This window comes from Labedella populi (genome assembly GCF_004078655.1).
GTDB lineage: Bacteria > Actinomycetota > Actinomycetes > Actinomycetales > Microbacteriaceae > Labedella > Labedella populi.
This window is the reverse complement of record NZ_RZNC01000007.1, coordinates 41,929-62,900: the sequence shown is the minus strand read 5'-3', so window position 1 is coordinate 62,900 and position 20,972 is coordinate 41,929. Positions and strand designations below refer to the sequence as shown.

Sequence of the window (20,972 nt, the reverse complement as noted above, 5' to 3'; positions counted from 1 at the left end):
CGGATCGTCCCGGGCGAATCGTCTGCTCGAACGCTCGTCGAGCCATATGCAATATATTGCGATGAAGACCGCCGCGCAAGAGCCGTTACGGAGATTGTCCGCTCGTTCTCAGCGAGCCGAGATGCGTTCTATCGTTGGAGCATGAAGAAGGACCGATCGACGCTCAAGGCCGTGCTCATCGGCCTCGGGGCGTTGCTCTACGGCGCGTCGCCGGTCGACGTCATCCCCGAGATCATCGCGGGTCCGCTGGGATTCGGCGACGACGCCATCGTCCTGATCGGTGCCGGCGTCGCCATCTGGCGCATCATGCGGCGGCGCAGCATCCGGCGGGGGAACACACAGCCCTGAGCCACGCGGTCGCGGCGCCGGCGCGCGAGCACCGCGGCGACGCGGGACGAGTTTTCGACACTTCAGGACGCCGCTCCCGCGGTGCCGTGGGAGTCGGTCCGCTCGATCGTCGTTGAAGAGTTGGGAGACGAGCCGGACGACGTGTTCGACGCCTTCGATCCGGAACCACTCGCGTCGGCATCCATCGGCCAGGTTCACACGGCGGTGCTCCACGACGGTTCCGCTGTCGTCGTCAAGGTCCGGCGGCCCGAGGCCGTTCAACGGGTTCACGAAGACCTCGAGATCCTGCGCGTGCTCGCCGAAGGCGCTTCTCGTGTCTCGGACCTCGCCGCAGGGTTCGACGTCCGCGGCCTCGTACGAGAGTTCTCCGACACCCTCCTCGCCGAACTCGATTACCTCCGGGAGGCGCGGAACGCGGAGCGTCTCGCGCACAACTTCCGAGCACGCTCCGACGTGCTCGTCCCGAGCGTTTCGTCGGCGACGACGACGTCGCGTGTCCTGACGCTCGAACGCTTAGGCGGCATCAAGGTGGACGACATCGCCGCGCTCGAGGCGGAGGGCATCGATCGCCGAGCCCTCGCGCGCCGGGGCGCCGGCATCGTCCTGCAGATGATCTTCGATGATCGATTCCTCCACGGCGACCTGCAACCGGGGAACCTCTTCATCCAGCCGGACGGCTCGGTCGCCCTCATCGACTTCGGGATGGTGGGTGAGATCTCCGAGGATCTCCGCGACGACCTCGCCGGCTTCCTCGTCGCATTCGCCTCGGGTGAGGCGGGAGCGCTCGCCGATGCGGTGATCGATCTCTCCGTGGCGGCCGCTCCCGTCGACCGGGCAGAGGTGCGAGCGGCGATGGCCGGCTTCGTGGAGGAGTATGCGGGACGCTCGCTCGGTGAGATCCACTTCTCCCACCTCGCAGCCATCCTGTTCGGCATCCTCCGGCGTCATCGACTCCGCCTGCCGCGCGAGACCGCACTGGTCTTCAGAGTCCTCGTCATGGTCGAGGGGATCGGTCTTCGGCTCGATGCCGACTTCGACCTCTTCTCCGTCATCGAGCCGTACGCACGTCGTCTCGCGATGGAACGCTTCGCTCTCGGCTCGCTCCTGCGTCGAGCGGTCGGCGCGACGGCGGACGCGGGTGAACTCGCACTCGAGCTTCCCGGGGCGCTCCGGCGGCTCCTGGCGGAGGTCGATCGCGACGGCCTGCAATTCCGCATCCGCGCGGCGGAGCTGGAGCCGCTCGTCGAACGTGCGGAGCGCATCGGCAACCGCTTGGTCGCGGGGATGATCACCGCGGCGCTCATCGGAGGCGTGGGGCGACTCACGACGGAGGGGAGGCGGTGGCGCAGTTGGCAGGACGCCCTCATGGGGACCGGAGTGACGATCACGAGCGTGCTCACCGGCTATCTGCTCTGGACAGCTCGCCGCCGCGGAAGCGACGGGAAGAGGCGGCGTTGACGATGAAGCGCACACGATTGACCGACACCCTGGCGGTGTCGCTCGCACTCCTCGGGTCGTTCAACGCACTATCGGCCATCGCGGGCGGCATCGCGATCCTCGCCACCGACGGTCTCGGCATGCCGATCTCGATGCTGTCGGGCAGCCCGTTCACGTCGTTCCTCTGGCCGGCCGTCATCCTGATCGCTGTCGTCGGCGGAACGCAGGTCACGGCCGTCGTGCTCGTCGTCGCCCGGAGAGCGGAGGCCCTGGCGGCGTCGGCCGTCGCGGGCTTCGGGATGGTCATCTGGATCTTCGTCGAGACGGGCATCATCCGCGGCCTGTCGTGGCTGCAGATCGTCTACTTCGCCACGGGTGTCCTCCAGCTCGCCCTCGTCATCGTTCTCTCCGGCGCTCTGTCGTGGCTGCCGTCATGCCGATGGGCGCGTCGATGTCTGGTCGTGGATCGGCGAGAGGGGGCTGACGAGGAGACGCGGAGGAGACCTGCTACTGTCGGGGAAACGCCCTTTCGATCGGGCGTTTTTCCGTGTGCGCCAACAGAAGAGGCATCCCGATGAGCCTGGTCAGACTGAACGACGTCACCGTCCGCTTCGAGCACACTCCCGTCCTCCGGGAGGCGTTCTTCCGCCTCGAGGAGAAGGACCGGGTGGGCCTCATCGGCCGGAACGGCTCCGGAAAGACGACGCTCTTGAAGCTCGTGCTCGAGCAGGTCCAGCCCGATACGGGCACGGTCGCGATCGAGAACGGGACCCGCATCGGGTACTTCTCCCAGTTCTCCGAGCTCGACGGCGACGCGAGCATCGCCGAGGTCCTCGACGGCCTCTTCGGCGAGGTGCACGCGGTCGAGGCCGAGCTCGCGGCGATCGATGCGGCGATCGCCGCGGGCCTCTCCGCCGGCGCGCTCGACCGCCTCATCGAGCGGCAGGCCGAACTCTTCGGGGAGATGGAGCGTCTCGGCGGCTGGGACTACCCGCGGAAGATCGACCAGGCCCTCACGACGCTCGGCTTCACGGAGGAGCACCGAAACGCGCCGATCGACCGCCTCTCGGGCGGCTGGCGCAACCGTGCGGCGCTCGCAAAGATCCTGCTCGAGGACCCCGACGTGCTGCTGCTGGATGAACCGACCAACTTCCTCGACGTGCCCGGCGTGGAGTGGCTCGAAGCCTGGTTCCGCGACTTCCACGGCGCCGCGATCATCGTCTCCCACGATCGCAAGTTCCTCGACGCCGTTGCGACGCGCATCGTGGAGGTCGAGAACTTCCACCTGCACGAGTACCCGGGGAACTTCGACGAGTACGTCGTGCAGAAGCAGTTCCGCCTGAAGACGCTGCAATCGCAGTTCGTTCACGAGAACGAGCTCCTCGCCTTCGAGGCCGAGGGCATCGCGGACCGTCGCGAGGCGGCGAAGAACGGCGGCAAGAACCTCGGCAAGCAGCTCGCGGGCATCAAGAAGTCGCGCGCGCCGCGGCCCGTCGACGAGATCATCACTGAGATATATGGAGGCCTGCACATCAAGGACGTGCTCTGCCGGGTCGTGGGTCTCGGCAAGTCGTTCGGCGAGCGCACACTCTTCACCGGACTCGACCTCGAGGTGCGCCGCGGGGAGCGCATCGTCGTCGTCGGCGCGAACGGAAGCGGCAAGAGCACCCTGCTGAAGGTCCTCACCGGTGAGGAGAAGGCGGACGAGGGCAGCGTGACCTGGGCGTCGGGGGCGAAGGTCGTCTCCTACAACACGGTCCTCGCGGAACTCGACCTCGACGACACCGTCACCCACGCCGTCAACGCGATGCCCGACAGCCTCGCGCTCACGGCGACGCGGAAGGCCGTCGGCCGGTTCCTCGCGATGTTCCAGTTCTCGGAAGCCGATCTCAAGAAGCGCATCCGCGAATTGTCGGGCGGTCAGCGTGCCCGCGTCGCGATGGCGCAGTGCTTGCTGTCGGGCGCCTCGGTGCTCCTCCTCGACGAGCCGACGAACCACCTCGACCTGCCGAGCACTCAAGTGATGGAGCGAGCGCTCGTGCATTTCCCGGGCGCCGTCGTCGTCGTGAGCCACGACCGGTTCTTCGCCGAGAAGGTCGCGAATCGCCGCATCACGTTCGCGGCGAATGGTGCCGAAGGAGCCGAACTGGACGTCTCCGCGGCGTAGCGGACTCGCGCCGGCTCGGACTCGGGCTCGGACTCGGACTCGGGCTCGGGCTTGGGCTCGGACCCGGACCCGGACCCGGACTCGGACTCGGACTCGGACTCTGTTCTCAGGCTCGGCCCGAGGCGGCGAGGATACGACGCACCTCGTCATCGCTCGTCGGAGAGAAGTCCTCGTACGCCTCGCCGACGCTCCACAGCTCGGTCGGCTCCCACGGGCACACGACGGCGTCGACGAGGGGCCGCACCCGTGCGCACGAGCCGGAGAGTCCCACGGGCACGGCGACGATGACGCGCGCCGGCCGCTCCGACCCGATCGCGGCGATCGCGGCGCGCATGCTCGCGCCCGTCGCCATCCCGTCGTCGACGAGTACGACGGTTCGGCCGGCGACGTCGGAGGGAGTGCGCGCTCCCCGGTAACGGCCCTGACGACGGCGCAGTTCGCGTTCCGCCACCGAAGCGGCGTCACTGATCATGCGCTCCGCGGGACCGAGCTCGTAGGGCCGAGCGGTGATCTCCCGGTTCTCGACGACCTCGATCCTCCCCGCGACGGCGGCGATGGCCCCGATCGCCACCTCGGGTTGGCCGGGGAAGCCGAGCTTTCGGACGACGAGGACGTCGAGCGTGCCCCCGAGCGCCCGGGCAACCTCGTCGGCGACCGGCACCCCGCCTCGCGGCAGGCCGAGAACGAGCGGCTCATCGTCGGCGAATCCGCCGAGCGACTCCGCGAGGAGACGTCCGGCATGCCTTCGGTCCACATAGCGGCGAACCCGCCGATCCTCGACCATGCCGCCCCCTCGCTGTAGCGAAGCTCCGTCCACGTGCGTTCGCGCCTTCCACGGTAGGAGCCCGAGGGATCGACGGTGAAGGGCTTGATCCGGGCCGATCGACGTGGTTGCGTAGCCCACGGCCGGGCGCTCCCGCGTCGGCCGAGAACGACAACCGAGGAGGACGCCATGGCCCATTCGGAGATCGACGACGCGTTGTGGGAGGACTTCCACGCCGTCGTCAATATGACCTCGCGGGAGCTCCGCGACTGGCTGGAGACGGACGCGGCCGGGACGGAGACGGAGGCCCTGCCCGATCAGGCGGGCGATGAACGATCGCGCACGGTCTTGGAGATCCTCGGCAAGCGCCGTACGGATCTGACGACGGATGACGTGGAGGTCATGCAGTCCGTCGTCGCGGAGATCAGGGCCGAGCGGGGCGAGGCACTCGACACGGAGGCCGGTGACGACGAGTGGCGGCGCCGGCTCATGTCGATCGGCCACGATCCGCTCAAGCCCTGACCCTGGGGGAACCCGTACCCGGCCCCGGTTTCCGGGCGTAACATCGCCGGTGTGAAGCGACCTGAACCGACCACCGTCGGCGGTCTCCGTGCCTCCGGGCACGAGCTCAAGACCGTCCGAGCCGAGATCCGCGACAACCTGCTCTCCGCCTTGCGTGAGGGCCGGGATCCGTGGCCGGGGCTCCATGGGTTCGAGACCACCGTCATCCCGCAGCTCGAGCGCGCGCTCATCGCGGGCCATGACGTCGTGCTGCTCGGCGAGCGCGGCCAGGGCAAGACCCGCCTCCTCCGTACCCTCTCCGGACTGCTCGACGAGTGGTCACCGGTCATCGAGGGCTCGGAACTCGGTGAGCACCCGTTCGATCCGATCACGACGGAGAGTCTCCGCCGAGCCGCCGAGCTCGGCGACGACCTGCCGGTGGTCTGGCGGAGCCGCGAGGAGCGGTACGTCGAGAAGCTCGCGACCCCGGACACGTCGGTCGCCGACCTCATCGGCGACGTGGACCCGATGAAGGTCGCCGAGGGTCGCAGTCTCGGCGATCCCGAGACGATCCACTTCGGCCTCATCCCACGCAGCCACCGGGGCATCGTCGCAATCAACGAACTGCCGGACCTCGCCGAGCGCATCCAGGTCGCGATGCTCAACGTCATGGAGGAGCGCGACATCCAGATCCGCGGCTACGTGCTGCGCCTACCGCTCGACGTGCTCGTCGTCGCGAGTGCCAACCCCGAGGACTACACGAACCGCGGACGCATCATCACTCCGCTCAAGGACCGCTTCGGGGCCGAGATCCGCACGCACTACCCGACGGAGCTCGTCGATGAGGTCGCGGTCATCCGTCAGGAAGCCGATCTCGGCGCCGACGTCCCCGACCACCTCGTCGAGATCCTCGCCCGCTTCACGCGGAACCTGCGGGAATCGAGCGCCGTCGATCAGCGCAGCGGCGTGAGCGCGCGCTTCGCGATCGCGGGCGCCGAGACGATCGCCGCTGCCGCGCTGCACCGCGCCGCGCGGCAGGGCGAGGCCGAAGCGGTCGCTCGCCCCGTCGACCTCGAGACGGCCGTCGACGTGCTCGGCGGCAAGATCGAGTTCGAGTCGGGGGAGGAGGGGCGCGAGGAGGAGATCCTCGATCACCTCCTGCGCACCGCGACAGCCGAGACGGTCCGTGCGCATCTGCGCGGCGTCGACTTCGCGGTGCTCGTCGACGCGATCGAGAACGGTGCGCTCATCACGACCGGTGAGCAGGTCGCCGCCCGCGACGTGCTCACGGGACTGCCGGCGCTCGGCGAGTCGGAGCTCTACGACGAGATCTGCGATCGCCTCGGTGCCACGAGCGACGGCCAGCGTGCCGGCGCGATCGAGCTCGCTCTCGAGGGGCTGTACCTCGCTCGTCGGGTCGGCAAGGAGTCCGGCGGGGGCGAGACCATCTATGGCTAGGGCGAACCGTCGCCTGACACGGGCCGCCCGGTACGGCAAGTACGTCGACGGCCCCGACCCGCTCGCGCCGCCCGTCGACCTCTCCGAAGCGCTCGACGCGATCGGCGCGGACGTGATGGGGGGATCCTCGCCCGAGCAGGCGCTCCGCGAGTTCCTCCGACGCGGGCCGCGCGACGGCTTCGGGCTCGACGACCTCGCGCGACAGGTCGCGGAACGCCGACAGCAGTTGACGCGCGAGCACAACCTCGACGGCACACTTCAGGAGGTGCGTGACCTGCTCGACAAGGCCGTCCTCGCGGAGCGCAAGCAGCTCGCGCGAGATGCGCTCATGGACGAGGGCGAGCGCGCCCTCGCGGAGATGCAGCTCGACAACCTGCCGTCCTCCGCCGCCGCTGCCGTGAGCGAGCTCGGCGACTACACGTGGCACAGCGCCGAGGCCCGTGGGGACTTCGAGAGGATCAAGGACCTCCTCGGGCGGGAGATGCTCGATCAGCGTTTCGCCGGTATGAAGAGCGCCCTCGAGAACGCCACGGACGCCGATCGTGAGGCGATCGCGGAGATGCTCGGGGACCTCAACGACCTGCTCGACGCCCACACGCGGGACGCCGCCGACCAAGCGGACTTCGACGCGTTCATGGAGAAGCACGGCGAGCACTTCCCCGAGAATCCCCAGACGATCGAGGAACTCATCGACGCCCTCGCGGCCCGCTCCGCCGCGGCCCAGCGGATGCGCAACTCGATGACGCAGGAGCAGCGGGACGAACTCGATGCGCTCGCGCAGCAGGCGTTCGGCTCGCCAGACCTCCTCTCGGAACTCGGCCGCCTCGACGACTCGCTGCGCTCCTTGCGGCCCGGCGAGGACTGGAGCGGCGGAGAGCGGATGGAGGGCGAGCAGGGACTCGGACTCGGTGACGGCACCGGCGTCTTCCAGGACATCGCCGACCTCGACGAACTGTGGGACCAGCTGTCACAGTCCTACAACGGGTCGCAGCTCGACGACCTCGATCTCGACAAGCTGTCCCGTCAGCTCGGGCCCGACTCCGTCGTCGACGCGCGCGCACTCCAACAGTTGGAGAAGGCGCTCCAGAATTCCGGCACCGTGAGGCGCGGCTCCGACGGTCACCTGAAGCTCACGCCGAAGGCGATGCGGCATCTCGGGAAGCAGCTCCTCCGTGACATCGCCGACCGGATGTCGGGGCGCCGCGGCGCGCGCGACCTCCGCGGAGCGGGAGCGGCGGGGGAACTCTCCGGAGCGACGCGCGAGTGGGCCTTCGGTGACACCGAGCCGTGGGATGTCACCCGCACGATCACGAACGCCGTCACGCGAACCGCGGGCGACAGCGGATCCACGGCCGGCGGCGTCCGGATCGAGATCGGCGACGTCGAGGTCCAGGAGACCGAGGAGCGCACGCAGGCGTGCGTCGCACTGCTCGTCGACACCTCGTTCTCCATGGCGATGGACGGACGCTGGGTTCCGATGAAGCGGACCGCGCTCGCTCTGCACACGCTCATCTCGAGTCGGTTCCGCGGTGACGAGCTGCAGCTCATCGCATTCAGTCGCGCGGCCGCGGTCATGGACATCGAGACCCTCGTCGGCCTCGACGCCATGTGGGACAAGGGCACGAACCTGCACCACGGGCTCCTGCTCGCGAACCGGCACTTCCGGAAGCACCCCAACGCGCAGCCCGTCCTCCTCATCGTGACGGACGGCGAACCGACCTCGCATCTGGAATCGGACGGTGAGGTGTACTTCAACTACCCGCCGGACCCCGTGACGGTCGCCTACGCCGTGCGGGAGTTGGAGAACTCGCAGCGCTTGGGCGCCCACACGACGTTCTTCCGCCTCGGCGACGACCCGGGGCTCGCGCGTTTCATCGATGCGATGGCTCACCGCGTCGGTGGAAGCGTCGTCGCCCCCGAGGCCGACGACTTGGGTGCCGCCGTGGTCGACTCCTACCTCGGCTCGCGCCGCGGCGACGGCGGTCTCTTCTCCCGCTGGGGCTGAGCGCCGGCGGTCGCCGTGCTCAGAACAGCGGGTACGGGACCGCCGGCATGTGTGCGGAGGGGGAGGGGAACACCGCCCCGGAGCGGAGCCCCTCGAGGCGCGCCGCGAGGGCGTCGGTCTCGGCGATCGTGAGCAGACCGGACAACTCGTCGCCGAGCGTGCCGTAGAGGTCCTCGAGGACGCGGTCGAGCCCGGCGAGCTCCTCGGGGGAGAGAGGCTCCCCGAGCCAGCCCCAGAGCACCGTGCGCAGCTTGTACTCCTCGTGGAAGGTCAGACCGTGATCGACGCCGTGGCGGTGACCGTCGGGCATCGCGAGGATGTGGGCGCCCTTGCGGTCGGCGTTGTTGACGACGATGTCGAAGACGGCCATGCGGCGGAGCGCCGCCGTGTCCTCGTGCACGAGCGCGACGACACGGTCGTCCTCGTCGACCCCGTCGAAGACGAAGCGCCAGCCCTCGTCGGGCACCTCGTCGGCCGGAACCAGATCGACGGCGTCCTGCTCGGGGTCGGCGTCCTTCCACAACTGGACCATGCCCATCCCGAGCGGACCGCCACGAAGCCAGGTGCGGGGGACGACGTTCCACCCGAACGACTCGGAGACGAGGTACGCGGCGACCTCGCGCATCGCGAGCGACTCGTCGGGGAAGTCCCAGAGGGGACGTTCGCCGGCGATGGGCTTGTAGACGACGGAGGTGTCTCCGATCGTGCCGAGGAACGTCGCGTTGGACGCCGTGGTGATACGGCCCGTGAGCTCGAGCCCGCCGTCGAGATCGTGCTCGCGCCCTTCCTCGCGCCCTTCCTCGCGCCCTTCCTCGACGGGAGCCATCAGAGGAGGCCGGGCAGCTCGCAGGTGTGACCCTTCGGGTCCATGGGCTGGGCGCAGAAGGGGCAGATGGGGCGCCCGGAGCCGACGATCTCGCGGGTGCGCTTCGCGAACGCGCGGGCCGTGCCGACGGGCATCTTGAGCAGGAGGACCTCTTCCGGCTCTGACGCGAGGGGGTCGTCCGGGTCCTCGTCCTCGTCGACGAGCGAGTAGGCCTGCAGGGTGATCTGCGACGTCGCGGGGTCCCAGCCGAGGGCCATGGTCCCGGCGCGGAACTGCTCGTCGACGGGCTGCTCGAGGGGCTCGTTGTCGACGAGCTCGACGGGAGTGTCGGCGGGGATGGTGAGGGAGTCACCCTGCGCGGCCATGAGGCTGTCGAGGATCTCGTCGATCTTCTCCGCGAGCACGGCCGACTGCTCCTTCTCGAGAGCGACGCTCACGAGGCGACGACCCGAACGCGCCTGCAAGTAGAACGTGCGCTCGCCGGGGCGGCCGACCGTGCCGACGATGACGCGGTCCGGCCAGTCGTGTTCGTGGACGATCGAAGGCATATCTCTATGTTAGGAGCGCGTGGGACTCTCGGGTCCCGCTCCGCCGCCGATGGGGACATCTCCCGCCTCGGGTTGTGCGCGGAGCCAGGAGAGGTCGCCGGAATCGGTGTTCGTCGCGATCACGTCCGGCCGGTCCGGTCCGTACCGCACGATCGAGACGGACGCCGGGCCGACCGAGATGCGCTGGAAGAGGTCGAGGTGCATGCCGTACGCGTCCGCCAGAACCGACTTGATGATGTCGCCGTGGCTCACCGCGACCCAGACGGCACCCCCTCCGTGTTCGGCCTCGAACTCCGCATCGAGGCGCCGAACCGCGGAGACGGAGCGGGATTGCATCGTGAGCATCGACTCCCCGGCGGGGAACGTCACGGCCGATGGCTGCTTCTGCACCGTCGACCAGAGCGGCTCGCCACCGAGATCTGTGAGGGTCCGGCCCTGCCACTCGCCGTAGTCGCACTCCGTGATGCCCTCCTCGAGCGGTGCCGTGGGAGAGCCCTCCTGCCGGTCGAGGATGAACCCGGCCGTCTGACGGCACCGTTCGAGCGGGCTCGAGACGACGCCGACGAGTGGGACCGCTGCGAGGCGCTCGGCGGTGCGAGCAGCTTGCGCACGACCGACGTCGTCGAGGAGTACGCCGTCCATCCGGCCCGCGAGGACGCCACTCGCGTTCGCCGTCGTTCGGCCGTGCCGGACGAGGATCACTGTGGCCATGCTCCTCAGCCTAAGCGCGCCAACGGGCCTCTCGTCCGGGCGGAGCACGACAACCGCGACCGATCGGGGTGGGGGGATTCGCTCTTCCGTCGCGAACGAGCTGGGTCCGCGCCGGAAGGCGGGTTCCGCCCCCGTGGAGTTGAGCTTCCGCGCCGAGGCGACGGCCGCCCTGGACATCGTGGCCTCCGACTTCGAGGGGTGGGGGCCGAGAATCGTCACGAAGATCCGCAGCGGATCGCCCGCGACGGAGATCGTCCGGGCGGCCGAGAACCTGTCAGCGGATCTCGTGGTCGTGGCGAGCGGTGGGAAGGGACTGAGCGAGACGATCCTCGTCGGCAGCACCGCTCAGCGCATCCAGCACTCCGCCCGGCGTCCCGTTCTCGTGTGCCGCCCGCTCCGGACGCCGCGGTAGCGCCGCGACTCGCGGGAATCGGCCGGACTCCTGTTCCGTCGGCGCCGAGCCTCCCCGCGTCCGCCCCGATCAGGCTCCGGGCGCGCGCGGCCGCGAGGGTCGACGTGTCACGATCGCGTATGACCGATCGCCTGATGCTCCTCGACACCGCGTCGTTGTATTTCCGCGCCTTCCACGGCGTACCCGACTCCATCCGCCGCGCGGACGGCACTCCGGTGAACGCTGTTCGCGGGCTACTCGACATGATCGCTCGACTCACGGCGGAGTTCGGCCCGTCGGACCTCGTGGCCTGCTGGGACGATACCTGGCGTCCGACGTGGCGGGTGGCGCTCGTTCCCAGCTACAAGGCGCAGAGACTGGCGCGCACGACGTCCGACGGGCTCGACGTCGAGACGGTCCCAGAGGGACTGACGGTCCAGATCCGGTTGATCCGGGTGGTGCTGCAGCTCGCGGGGATCGCGGTCGTCGGTGCCCCGGATCACGAGGCCGACGACGTCATCGGGACCTACGCGCGCCATGCGCCCTCGCCCGTCGACGTCGTCACGGGTGATCGCGATCTCTTCCAGGTGATCGACGACGACCGCGACGTCCGCGTCGTGTACACCGCCAAGGGGATGAAGAACCTCGAGGTCCTCACGGCGAAGCAGGTCGTCGAGAAGTACCGCGTGCTGCCCGAGCAGTACGCCGACTATGCGACCCTGCGCGGTGACGCATCCGACGGCCTGCCCGAGGTCGCGGGGATCGGTGAGAAGACGGCGGCGTCGCTGCTCGGCGAGTACGGGACGCTCGACGCGCTCCTCGATGCGGTCGAATCGGACGATGCCGGACTGTCGGCGTCGGTGCGGGCGAAGCTCGAGGCCGCGGCCGACTACCTGGCGGTCGCGCCGGCCGTCGTCCGCGTGGTCCCTGATCTCGACCTGCCGCCGCTCGACGAGGTCGGTGCGACGCTGCGGCCCGTGACCGGGGAGTCGCGCGCCGAGCTCGAGCGGCTGCGCGACGAGTGGAACCTCGGCGGCTCGGTCACGCGGCTCCTCGCTGCCCTCGACACGCACGCCTGACCCCAGGAGGGGGAGGGTGCACCGCGGGACCTCGGACCGTGATGGAATGTAAGGGTCACCTAAGGAGCCCGCCCATGTCCTCCATCGATGCGACGATCCCCGACCATCCCGAGCGTTCCGCCCGACCTCAGCGGCCGGCCCGTCCGCAGATCACCCTCGAGGTCGTGCGTCGCGAGCAGCTGACCCCGCACCTCGTGCGCATCGTCCTCGGTGGCGACCAGTTCGAGGCCTTCGCGCCGAACGACAGCACCGACGCGTACGTGAAGATCTTCTTCGCAAAGCCCGAGCTCGATCTCGAGCCGCCGTACGACGTCGCCGCACTGCGCGAGACCCTCGCCCCGGAGGATCTGCCCGTCACGCGCACGTACACCGTCCGAGCCATCGACACGATCGCCCGCATCCTCACGATCGATTTCGTCGTGCACGGATCGGACGGTCTCGCCGGCCCCTGGGCGGACGGCGCGCGCCCGGGCGACCGTCTCACCTTCGCGGGACCCGGAGGCGGTTATCGGCCGGATCCGGAGTCCGACTGGCACCTCTTCGCCGTCGATCAGTCTGCCCTTCCCGCTGCGGCGGCCGCGCTCGACGAGCTCCCGCGGGAGGCGCGCGGACTCGTGTTCGTGCAGGTGCCGGACGTGTCCGAGGAGATCGAGCTGCCCGCCCCGAGCGGTGTCGTCGTCCGTTGGGTGCACGGGGTCGAGCCGGCGCTCCTCGTCGACGCCGTCACCGCGGTGCCCTGGCTCGACGGGCGGCCGCAGATCTTCGCGCACGGCGAGCGTGAGGCGATGAAGGGCCTCCGGAACCTCTTCCGCGAGCGTGGCGTGCAGCGCTCTGAACTCTCGTTGTCCGGGTACTGGGCGCAGGGCCGAACCGAGGACCGGTTCCAGGCCGAGAAACGCGAACCGATCGGCGTCATCGAGCCCGTCTCCGACTGACGGGGAAGCGTTTCGGTCCCTGAGCTTGTCGACGGGTGGTGACCGTCGTCCGTGTGCACGTGTGGGGCGCTTCGACCAGCTCAGCGACCGTGGGGTCACGGACCGGTACGGGGCTCAGTTCTCCGTCGGTCGCCGTCGGGCGACGAGCGTCGCGTCGTGGACGTCCATCGTGACGCCGTCACGGGTCATGGTACGGGGCCGTTCCTCGGCGGCGATCACCTCGAATCCCGCCGGCAGCGCGGGCAGGAGCTCCTCGGCGTGGAACATCGCGCGTCGGTGGCTCTCCGAGAGCTGCGTGATGACGGCCGACGGCGCATGCCCGACCACGAGGAGGTGGCCGCCGGGCGCGACGGCCGCGGCGAGCCGACGCGTGACATCCACCATTCCACCGTCCGGCGGATGCAGGAAGTGCGTGGTCACGAGGTCGTACTCGCGGCCTCCGGAACCGAAGCTGTGCGCATCGACCTGCCACCAGTCGGTCCGCGCCGCGACGCCGGCGCTCACGGCGTGACGAGCGGCGCGCGCGAGGCCGTTGGCGCTGAAGTCGGCGCCCGTCACAGTCCAGCCCTGCCGCGCGAGCCAGACGACGTCACCGCCCTCACCACACCCGACGTCGAGCGCCGTGCCCGGCGGGAGCCGGGAGGCCTCGGCCACGATTTGAGCGTTCGGGTGCCCGCTCCAGACGCTCTCGTCGCCGGAGTACCGGTCCTCCCAGGCCGCGGGCTCGAACATGTCGCTCGCCGGCCGGTGGGCTGCTGCGTCCCAAGGGGCGTGGTCGTGGCTCATACGCCGACGCTACGGCCGCACTGCGTCGGTGGCCCAGCTGCGTTGCTGTCTCGGCAACACGCGATCGCTCGCAACCGCCCGCACATCGGTGGGAGAGCGCGATCAGCGACTCGAGACGAGGCGGAGGCGGCACGCGAGTTCGAGGGCGAAGCGGACGTCCGGGTCGTCGAGCTCGAGCTCGAGCGTCTGCTCGATGCGGCGGATCCGGTAGTTCACGGCGTTCGGATGCAGCGTGAGGATCTCGGCGGCCCGCGCGAGAGAGTTGCGCGTGCTCAAATACGCGAGCAGGGTCCGCACGGACGTCTCGGCGCGTTCGGGCCCGAGGGCGTCGAGCGGGGCGAGCACGTCATCGAGCAGTGTGCGACTGAGGGGAGACGCGTAGAAGTCGAGCAGGACGCGACGCAGCCCGGTGACGTCCGTGACCTCGACCGCTCCGAGACGCCCACCTGCGACGGCCGATTCCGCGGCGATGCGCGCTTCCGTAGCCGACTGACGGAGTCCGCCTGCCCCGCTCTGGGGGGTCCCGAGGCCCATCGTGAAGGTCCACTCCGTACCGACGAGCACGGCTGCCTGCTCGACGAAGCGCTCGACGACGTCGCGGAGGCGTCGTTGATGGTCGGCGGCACCGAGCTCCTCCGATGCGACGATGAGCAGATCGTCGTGGAACGCCGCGACGTGCCACGTCTCGTCACGGTCGTCGACGAGCTGGAGCGCCCGCACCTCGAGGGCGGCGACGAGCGACGGCGGGACGCGGCGCTCGCGGTCGTCGGGAACGCGAGGGATGAGCCACGCGACGGAGTGGGAGAGCTGCACGGGCAGGCCGGCGCGCGCCGCATCGACGGCGAGACCGTCGATGCGGGACGACTCGGCGAAGAGCAGCTCGACGATCAGGTCGGCGCGGGACCGAACCGGTCCGAACCGGTCCTGCGTCTCGCGGGAGAGGGCGCGCGAGAGCACCGAGGCGATCACCGGGCGGGCGATCGACACGGCGGGGTCGTCGCGCGCCGCGACGAGGCGACCGATCGGGACCTCACCGATGCACACCGCGTCGGCGTCGGACCAGCGCACGCCCGGCACCTCGTCGATGTGCACGTCGACGCTCAAGGCGGCGCTCGCCACTTCGAGAACCACGGTCCGGATGTCGTCGGTCCCGGCGTCGGCGGCTCGGCTCACCGCCTCGATCGCATGCTCGGCGCGGGAGAGCGCACCGGCCGCGCCTCGCCGGACGAGGCGGTCGACGAAGACCGCGAGCTCGCTCGGTGCCGCGTCCGCTCCGAGGATCACGAGCGCGCCTCGGCGGGCGAGGGTCCGGGAGGTCTCCGAGAGGGTCACGTCGCCGGTGAGGACGAGCACGGCCGCTCCCGAGGAGATCGTCCGCCGCACGGCGATGTCGATCTGGTACGCCCGAGGCGCTTCGGCCGTGGGAAGAGTGGCGATCACGAGGCTGCCGCGCGTCGCGCGCGCGAGATCGTCGAGAGCGAGCATCTCGACGCCGAGCACTTCGACGCCGTCGGGGTCGCCCGTGAGCACCCGCGTGCGGAAGCGCTCCGCTTGCTCGATGATCTCCCCGAGCTCGACGCGGTCCGACGTCGTTTGTTCCATGAGCACAGTCTCTCCTGATTCCCGGTTCCGTCGCCACATTGTCGCGAGGGAGAAGTATTCCTACGCTCGAATCATGAGCACCACGAGCGAGCCCTTGCGGCTCATCACACGCGACGACGTCGCGCCCCTCGCGGCGGGCGCGGCCGTCTTCGGGACCGGAGGCGGGGGTGCCGTGCACACGGTGCAGCTCTCCGTCGAGACGTCGATCGAGCGCTTCGGGCCGGTCCGCCTGATGCAGGTCTCCGAACTCGGCCCCGACGATGCGGTCATCCTGCTGTCGGGGATCGGTGCTCCTTCCGTCGGCATCGAGATGCTCGGCGCGAGCGCCCAGGTGCACACGCTCATCGCCGAGGTCGAACGCATCATCGAGCGCCCCGTCACGGCGGTCATGGCCGCAGAGATCGGCGGCAGCAACGGTGTCTCACCCGTGGGGTGGGCCGCCTCGCTCGGCGTCGCCGTGCTCGACGCCGACGGGATGGGACGGGCGTTCCCGAAGTCGACCATGATCTCGATGAACGTCGCGGGACTCGCGAGCGAGTTCGCCGTCATGGGCGACGTCGTCGGCAACGTGAGCGTTCTCCGCACCCTCGACATGGCCTGGCTCGAGCGCCACGCCCGCGCCTTCACCGTCGCGGCGGGCGGCATCGCGATCGGAGCGCACTACCTGCTGACCGCGGAGACGGCGCCGGGAGCGGTCATCGAGGGCACCGTCACCCGTGCGATCGAGGTGGGCAGGCGTCTCCTCGCATCCACGGACCCCGTCGCCGACATGGCCGACGAGCTTGCCGCCGACGTTCTCGTCGGCGGCAAGGTCATCGACATCGAACGGCTCACCGAGGGCGGCTTCACGCGCGGCTCGGTCACGATCCAAGGCATCGGCACCGACCGGGGACGCCTCCTGCGCGTCGAGATCCAGAACGAGAACCTCGTCGTCATCGAGGACGGCGAGATCATCGTGAGCGTGCCCGACCTCATCACCATCGTCGACACCGAGACGGGCGAGGCGATCTCCACGGAGCTCCTCCGCTTCGGTCAGCGCGTGAGCGTGCTCGCGTGGGCCTGCGATCCCTTGTGGCGGACGGAGCGCGGCCTCGAGCTCGCCGGTCCGGACGCCTTCGGGTACGACCTCGAGTACGTGCCGTTCACTCCGCGGACGGAGGCCGTGCGATGAGCGCCCGGGACCTCTCGGTCGGCATCGACGTCGGTGGCACCAACACCGACGCCGTCGTGCTCGATGACGACGGCCGTGTCATCGCGTGGACGAAGCAGGCCACGACCGTCGACGTGACGGGTGGGATCCGAGCGGCTCTCGCGGCCGTGCTCGCCGACATCGGAACTCGTCGTCACGATGTCTCACGCGTCATGCTCGGCACTACACACGCGACGAACGCGATCGTCCGGCGCCGTGACCTCGGCCGCGTCGCCGTGATCCGGCTCGGCGCCCCCGCCTCGACCGACTTCCCGCCCCTCGCCGGGTGGCCCGTCGAGTTGCGCGACACGATCCTCGCCGGCTCGTTGCTCGCGGGAGGCGGGCATCTCGTCGACGGCTACCCCATCTCGAGCCTCGACGTCGACGGCATCCGTCGTTTCCTCGACGAGCACACGGGAACGGCGGACGCCGTGGCCGTGTGCGGCATCTTCAGCCCGTCGTTCCCGGACCAGGAGCTCGAGGTCGCATCGCTCGTCCGGGAGCATCTCGGACCCGACATCCCTGTCTCGCTCAGCCACGAGGTCGGAGCGCTCGGCCTGCTCGAGCGGGAGAACGCGACCGTCCTGAACGCCGCGCTCTACCGCGTCGCACGGGAGGTGACGGAGGCGTTGCTCGTGGCCGTCGCCGACGAGCGGCTCGACGCCGACACCTTCTTCGCCCAGAACGACGGAACCCTCATGGCCGTCGAGTACGCGGCGCGCTACCCCGTGCTCACGATCGGCTCGGGGCCGGCGAACTCGATCCGTGGGGCCGCCCGCCTCTCCGGTGCCGAGAACGCGATCGTCGTCGACGTCGGCGGCACGACGAGCGACCTCGGGGTGCTGGTCGACCGCTTCCCACGGGAGTCCACCCTCCCGCGGGAGATCGGCGGAGTGCGCACGAATTTCCGGATGCCCGACATCCTCAGCCTCGGTGTCGGCGGTGGCACGATCGTGGACCTCGCGAACGGCGTGCCCCTCTCCGACTCGGTGGGACACCGCATCTCCGAGGAGGCGCTCGTCTTCGGCGGCGGGACCGCGACGTTGACGGACGCCGCGGCGGCCGCGGAGCCCGGCGTCATCGCCGGTCGCTCGCTGCCCTCCCTGGACAAGGCGACGCGCGGTGCCCTCATCGAGGCCCTCGCGATCGCCCGCGACCGGATCGAATCGGCCGTCGAGCGTATGTCGCTCGGACGCACGAACCTCCCGCTCGTCGTGGTGGGCGGCGGCGGCTTCCTCGTCCCCGACCGCATCTCCGGGGCGAGCGACGTGCTCCGACCGGAGCGCGGCAACGTCGCGAACGCGGTCGGGGCGGCGATCGCCCTCGCGGGCGGTCGAGCCGACCACATGGGCGACTACGCCGACCGGCTCGACGCGATCGAGGCCGCGAGCCGGCAGGCGATCGAACGCGCCATCCAAGCGGGGGCCGACCCCCGCACCGTCGAGGTCGTCGACGTACTCGAGACGCCCGTCTCGTACGCGACGCGCCCGACCCTCAAAGTGTCCGTGAAGGCAGCGGGACCCCTCGCCCGGATCGAACGCACCGACACCCCTGCACCACCCGTTTCGTACTCGACGAAGGGCAACTCATGATCAGGAACGTCCGGCGGGCCGTCATCACGACGACCGCCATCAGCACAGCACTCGTGCTCACCGCGTGCGGCGCGAGCACCGGCGGAGGCGAGAGCGCCGACCCGGAGGACTTCGTCTCAGGCGGCACCTTCGCGATGAGCCTCAACGAGGATCCGGGCGACTTGTCGCCGCTCACGGGCGTCAACCTCGCGCAGCGCGCCCTCGTGCCGTTCGGTTACGAGTCGCTCGTTTACATCACGCCGGAGGGCGAGACGGTGCCGTGGATGGCGGAGAGCTGGGAGGAGTCCGGCACCTCGATCACGTACACCCTCAAGGAGGGCCTCACGTGCGCCGACGGCACGGAGTTCACCGCCGAGACGGCGGCTGCGAACTTCGCGTACCAGGCGGACCCCGACAATGGCACGTTCTGGTACGGCTCGAATGTGACGGAGGACATGACGGCGTCCGCCGACGGCAATGTCCTCACGATCGAGAGCGCGACCAACAATCCGTTCCTCCTCCAGAGCACGGGCGCCGTCGAGATGGTCTGCCAGGCCGGCCTCGACGACCCGGCGTCCCTCGCCGACACGACGAACGGTACGGCGCTCTTCGAGCTCACCGACGTCGCCGCCGGCTCCGAATACACGTACACGAAGCGCGACGGCTACACGTGGGGTCCAGAGGACGTCACGAGCGAGACCGAGGGACTGCCCGACGAGATCGTCGCGCGCGTCGTGACGGACGAGGCCACTTCCGCCAACCTCTTGCTCTCGGGCGAGCTCAACGCCGCCCCCATCATCGGTCCCGACCGTGAGCGCGTCGAGGCCGCCGGCCTCGACTCCGTCGGCATCCTGAACCCCATCGGGCAGATGCTCTTCAACGAGCGCGAGGACCGGCCGACGTCCGACGTCCGCGTGCGCCAGGCGCTCACGCTCGCCCTCGACCGTGAGGCGATCGGCGAACTCGTCACGGACGGCAACTACCAGGAGTCGGTCTCGCTCGTGAACAAGATCCCGCTCACGTGCGTCTCGGACGGACCCCTGTGGGAGCTCCCCGACCCCGACGTCGACGCGGCCGCCGAACTGCTCGACGAAGCCGGGTACACCGCGGACGCGGACGGCGATCGCGGACTGACGATCCGCTTCCTCTACGACGGCGCCACCCCGACCCACGGTGCGGCCGCGGAGGAGGTCCAGGCTGAGTGGTCGGAGCTCGGGATCACAACGGACCTCGTCGCCGAGGACCCGACGGGCTGGTCGACCGACCTCTACCAGACGTACGACTGGGACACCGGCTTCATCCAGCTCGCCCCGTCGAGCCCGGTCGTGTTGAGCCTGTTCTTCCTCGGCGCGACGAGTGAGAACGGCGGCTACAACTTCATGTCGGTCACGAACCCCGAGTACAACACGCTCGCGGAGCAGGCCTTCACGGCTCCCGACGCCGAGACCGCGTGCGACCTCTGGCTGCAGGCAGAGAAGGAGCTCATCGACCGCGTCGACACGTTCCCGCTCGCCGACACGGAGTCGCCGACGTGGCTGAACGGTGCCACGCTGGAGATGCCGGGCAGCATCGCCCCGACCACCATCAGAATGCTGGGCTGACCTCATGACCATCCCCCCGGCGCCGAGCCCGGCCTCGGTCCTCGCCTCTCCGACCCCGGTGACGCCGGCGTCCGGTGACCGGGGGGATCGGCTCCGTCAGCTCGTCGGCTCACCGCGACTCGCGTTCGTCCTGCGGCGTCTTCTCCGCGCCGTCGTCTCGCTCGTGATCGTGCTGATCGCCTCGTTCTTCCTCGTCCACCTCGTCCCGGGCGACCCGGTGCGGGCCGCGCTCGGTCCCACCGTGTCTCCCGAGGCTGTCGAGGCCCTCCGACGGGAGCTCGGTCTCGACCTCCCGCTCGGCCAGCAGTTCCTCGACTACCTGCGGGGACTCGTCACGGGCGACCTCGGCGTCTCGGTCACGTCGCAGCGGCCGGTCGGGGCGACGCTCGCCGAGCGACTCCCGACGACGCTGCTCCTGTCCGTGATCTCCTTCGTCGTCGCGGCGCTCGGAGCGTTCCCGATCGGCGTCGCGACGGCCGTGTCGTCGCGGAGCGGCCGCCACCGCGCCGCGGACCTCGGCGCCTCGGGACTGCTCGGTGTCCTCATCGCGGTGCCGAACTTCCTGCTCGCGGTCCTCCTCATCTCGGTCTTCAGCGTCGGCCTCCAGGCGTTCCCGCCAGCCGGCTGGGGGCAGCCGTCGCAGGTCGTGCTCCCGGTCATCGCCCTCGCGGTCGGCCCACTCGCGTACCTCTCGCGCATCGTGCACGTCGAGATGCTGCGCGTCCTCGACGAGCCCTACCTCACCACGGCGCGCAGCAAGCGGCTGCCGAACCAGATCCTCTACGTCCGTCACGCCCTGCCGAACATCGTGGCCGCGACGCTCACGGCCGGAGGGGTCGTGCTCGTCGGGCTCGTCGCCGGCACCGTGCTCATCGAGACGGTCTTCGTCATCCCGGGCATCGGGTCGACGATCGTCTCCTCCATCACGGCGAAGGACTACCCGCTCATTCAGGGCGTCGTGCTCGTCTACGCGATCCTCGTCCTCGCCGCCAACCTGCTCATCGATCTCGCCTTGGCCGCGCTCGACCCGCGCTCGGCGATCGCGGAGGCCTGA

Annotated in this window: 19 protein-coding genes and 1 pseudogene; 14 read left to right on the top strand and 6 right to left on the bottom strand. The window is 69.9% G+C overall.

The window, feature by feature from the left end; genetic code table 11:
- Positions 1–141: 141 nt before the first annotated feature.
- The 4 genes and pseudogenes from ELQ92_RS16365 (at position 142) to ELQ92_RS14865 (ending at position 3,952) form a co-directional block, all read left to right on the top strand.
- Positions 142–348, top strand: a complete 207-nt coding sequence (locus ELQ92_RS16365) for a DUF1232 domain-containing protein (RefSeq protein ID WP_166426812.1) — start codon at positions 142–144, stop codon at positions 346–348.
- A 72-nt stretch (positions 349–420) separates the two neighbouring features.
- Positions 421–1,806: pseudogene (locus ELQ92_RS14875) on the top strand (ABC1 kinase family protein); the annotation flags it as partial.
- 2 nt (positions 1,807–1,808) lie between these two features.
- On the top strand, positions 1,809–2,363 hold the full coding sequence (locus tag ELQ92_RS14870) for a hypothetical protein (protein WP_128500121.1): 555 nt from the start codon (positions 1,809–1,811) through the stop codon (positions 2,361–2,363).
- Positions 2,360–3,952: an ABC-F family ATP-binding cassette domain-containing protein gene (locus tag ELQ92_RS14865; protein WP_128500120.1), complete on the top strand. Its 1,593-nt coding sequence runs from the start codon at positions 2,360–2,362 to the stop codon at positions 3,950–3,952. The genes ELQ92_RS14870 and ELQ92_RS14865 overlap by 4 nt, the downstream gene beginning before the upstream one ends.
- A 106-nt stretch (positions 3,953–4,058) precedes the next feature.
- On the opposite strand, the gene ELQ92_RS14860 is transcribed toward ELQ92_RS14865, so the two are convergent.
- Positions 4,059–4,736, bottom strand: a complete 678-nt coding sequence (locus tag ELQ92_RS14860; RefSeq protein WP_128500119.1) for a phosphoribosyltransferase — start codon at positions 4,734–4,736, stop codon at positions 4,059–4,061.
- Positions 4,737–4,904: 168 nt separating this feature from the next.
- Between ELQ92_RS14860 and ELQ92_RS14855 the strand changes: the two genes are divergently transcribed.
- Genes ELQ92_RS14855 through ELQ92_RS14845 form a run of 3 tightly spaced genes read left to right on the top strand, consistent with a single transcriptional unit; the run spans position 4,905 to position 8,679 of the window.
- Entirely contained in the window at positions 4,905–5,237 is a 333-nt protein-coding gene (locus tag ELQ92_RS14855) for a DUF3140 domain-containing protein (protein ID WP_128500118.1), read from the top strand.
- Between the two features lie 51 nt (positions 5,238–5,288).
- On the top strand, positions 5,289–6,674 hold the full coding sequence (locus ELQ92_RS14850) for a magnesium chelatase ATPase subunit I (RefSeq protein ID WP_128500117.1): 1,386 nt from the start codon (positions 5,289–5,291) through the stop codon (positions 6,672–6,674).
- Positions 6,667–8,679, top strand: coding sequence for a vWA domain-containing protein (locus tag ELQ92_RS14845; RefSeq protein WP_128500116.1), 2,013 nt, complete (start codon positions 6,667–6,669; stop codon positions 8,677–8,679). The genes ELQ92_RS14850 and ELQ92_RS14845 overlap by 8 nt, the downstream gene beginning before the upstream one ends.
- A 19-nt stretch (positions 8,680–8,698) precedes the next feature.
- Here the strand turns inward: ELQ92_RS14845 and ELQ92_RS14840 are convergent, their stop codons facing one another.
- From ELQ92_RS14840 to ELQ92_RS14830, 3 genes are read right to left on the bottom strand one after another with little or no spacing between them, the layout of a single operon-like run.
- On the bottom strand, positions 8,699–9,505 hold the full coding sequence (locus ELQ92_RS14840; protein ID WP_128500115.1) for an SCO1664 family protein: 807 nt from the start codon (positions 9,503–9,505) through the stop codon (positions 8,699–8,701).
- The gene (locus ELQ92_RS14835) at positions 9,505–10,053 is read right to left on the bottom strand and encodes a DUF3090 domain-containing protein (protein WP_128500114.1); all 549 of its coding nucleotides are present in this window, start codon (positions 10,051–10,053) and stop codon (positions 9,505–9,507) included. Before ELQ92_RS14835 ends, ELQ92_RS14840 begins: the two co-directional genes overlap by 1 nt.
- A gap of 9 nt (positions 10,054–10,062) precedes the next feature.
- Positions 10,063–10,764, bottom strand: a complete 702-nt coding sequence (locus ELQ92_RS14830) for a histidine phosphatase family protein (protein WP_128500113.1) — start codon at positions 10,762–10,764, stop codon at positions 10,063–10,065.
- A gap of 133 nt (positions 10,765–10,897) precedes the next feature.
- Here ELQ92_RS14830 and ELQ92_RS14825 point away from each other — a divergent pair, with 133 nt between their 5' ends.
- From ELQ92_RS14825 to ELQ92_RS14815, 3 genes are all read left to right on the top strand, one after another.
- Positions 10,898–11,176 carry a universal stress protein gene (locus tag ELQ92_RS14825; protein WP_243695066.1) on the top strand — a complete coding sequence of 93 codons (279 nt, stop codon included), beginning with the start codon at positions 10,898–10,900 and terminating at the stop codon, positions 11,174–11,176.
- A 119-nt stretch (positions 11,177–11,295) separates the two neighbouring features.
- On the top strand, positions 11,296–12,234 hold the full coding sequence (locus ELQ92_RS14820) for a 5'-3' exonuclease (protein WP_208004412.1): 939 nt from the start codon (positions 11,296–11,298) through the stop codon (positions 12,232–12,234).
- Between the two features lie 74 nt (positions 12,235–12,308).
- Complete coding sequence (locus ELQ92_RS14815; protein ID WP_128500110.1) at positions 12,309–13,169, top strand: siderophore-interacting protein; 861 nt, start codon at positions 12,309–12,311, stop codon at positions 13,167–13,169.
- 114 nt (positions 13,170–13,283) lie between these two features.
- On the opposite strand, the gene ELQ92_RS14810 is transcribed toward ELQ92_RS14815, so the two are convergent.
- Together ELQ92_RS14810 and ELQ92_RS14805 are read right to left on the bottom strand one after the other, a co-directional pair.
- The gene (locus ELQ92_RS14810; protein ID WP_128500109.1) at positions 13,284–13,955 is read right to left on the bottom strand and encodes a class I SAM-dependent methyltransferase; all 672 of its coding nucleotides are present in this window, start codon (positions 13,953–13,955) and stop codon (positions 13,284–13,286) included.
- Between the two features lie 102 nt (positions 13,956–14,057).
- On the bottom strand, positions 14,058–15,557 hold the full coding sequence (locus ELQ92_RS14805) for a PucR family transcriptional regulator (RefSeq protein WP_128500108.1): 1,500 nt from the start codon (positions 15,555–15,557) through the stop codon (positions 14,058–14,060).
- A gap of 73 nt (positions 15,558–15,630) precedes the next feature.
- Between ELQ92_RS14805 and ELQ92_RS14800 the strand changes: the two genes are divergently transcribed.
- From ELQ92_RS14800 to ELQ92_RS14785, 4 genes are read left to right on the top strand one after another with little or no spacing between them, the layout of a single operon-like run.
- Positions 15,631–16,728: a DUF917 domain-containing protein gene (locus ELQ92_RS14800; protein ID WP_128500107.1), complete on the top strand. Its 1,098-nt coding sequence runs from the start codon at positions 15,631–15,633 to the stop codon at positions 16,726–16,728.
- On the top strand, positions 16,725–18,338 hold the full coding sequence (locus ELQ92_RS14795; RefSeq protein ID WP_128500106.1) for a hydantoinase/oxoprolinase N-terminal domain-containing protein: 1,614 nt from the start codon (positions 16,725–16,727) through the stop codon (positions 18,336–18,338). Before ELQ92_RS14800 ends, ELQ92_RS14795 begins: the two co-directional genes overlap by 4 nt.
- The gene (locus ELQ92_RS14790; protein ID WP_208004411.1) at positions 18,335–19,918 is read left to right on the top strand and encodes an ABC transporter substrate-binding protein; all 1,584 of its coding nucleotides are present in this window, start codon (positions 18,335–18,337) and stop codon (positions 19,916–19,918) included. The genes ELQ92_RS14795 and ELQ92_RS14790 overlap by 4 nt, the downstream gene beginning before the upstream one ends.
- Positions 19,919–19,922: 4 nt before the next feature.
- On the top strand, positions 19,923–20,972 hold the full coding sequence (locus tag ELQ92_RS14785) for an ABC transporter permease (RefSeq protein WP_128500105.1): 1,050 nt from the start codon (positions 19,923–19,925) through the stop codon (positions 20,970–20,972).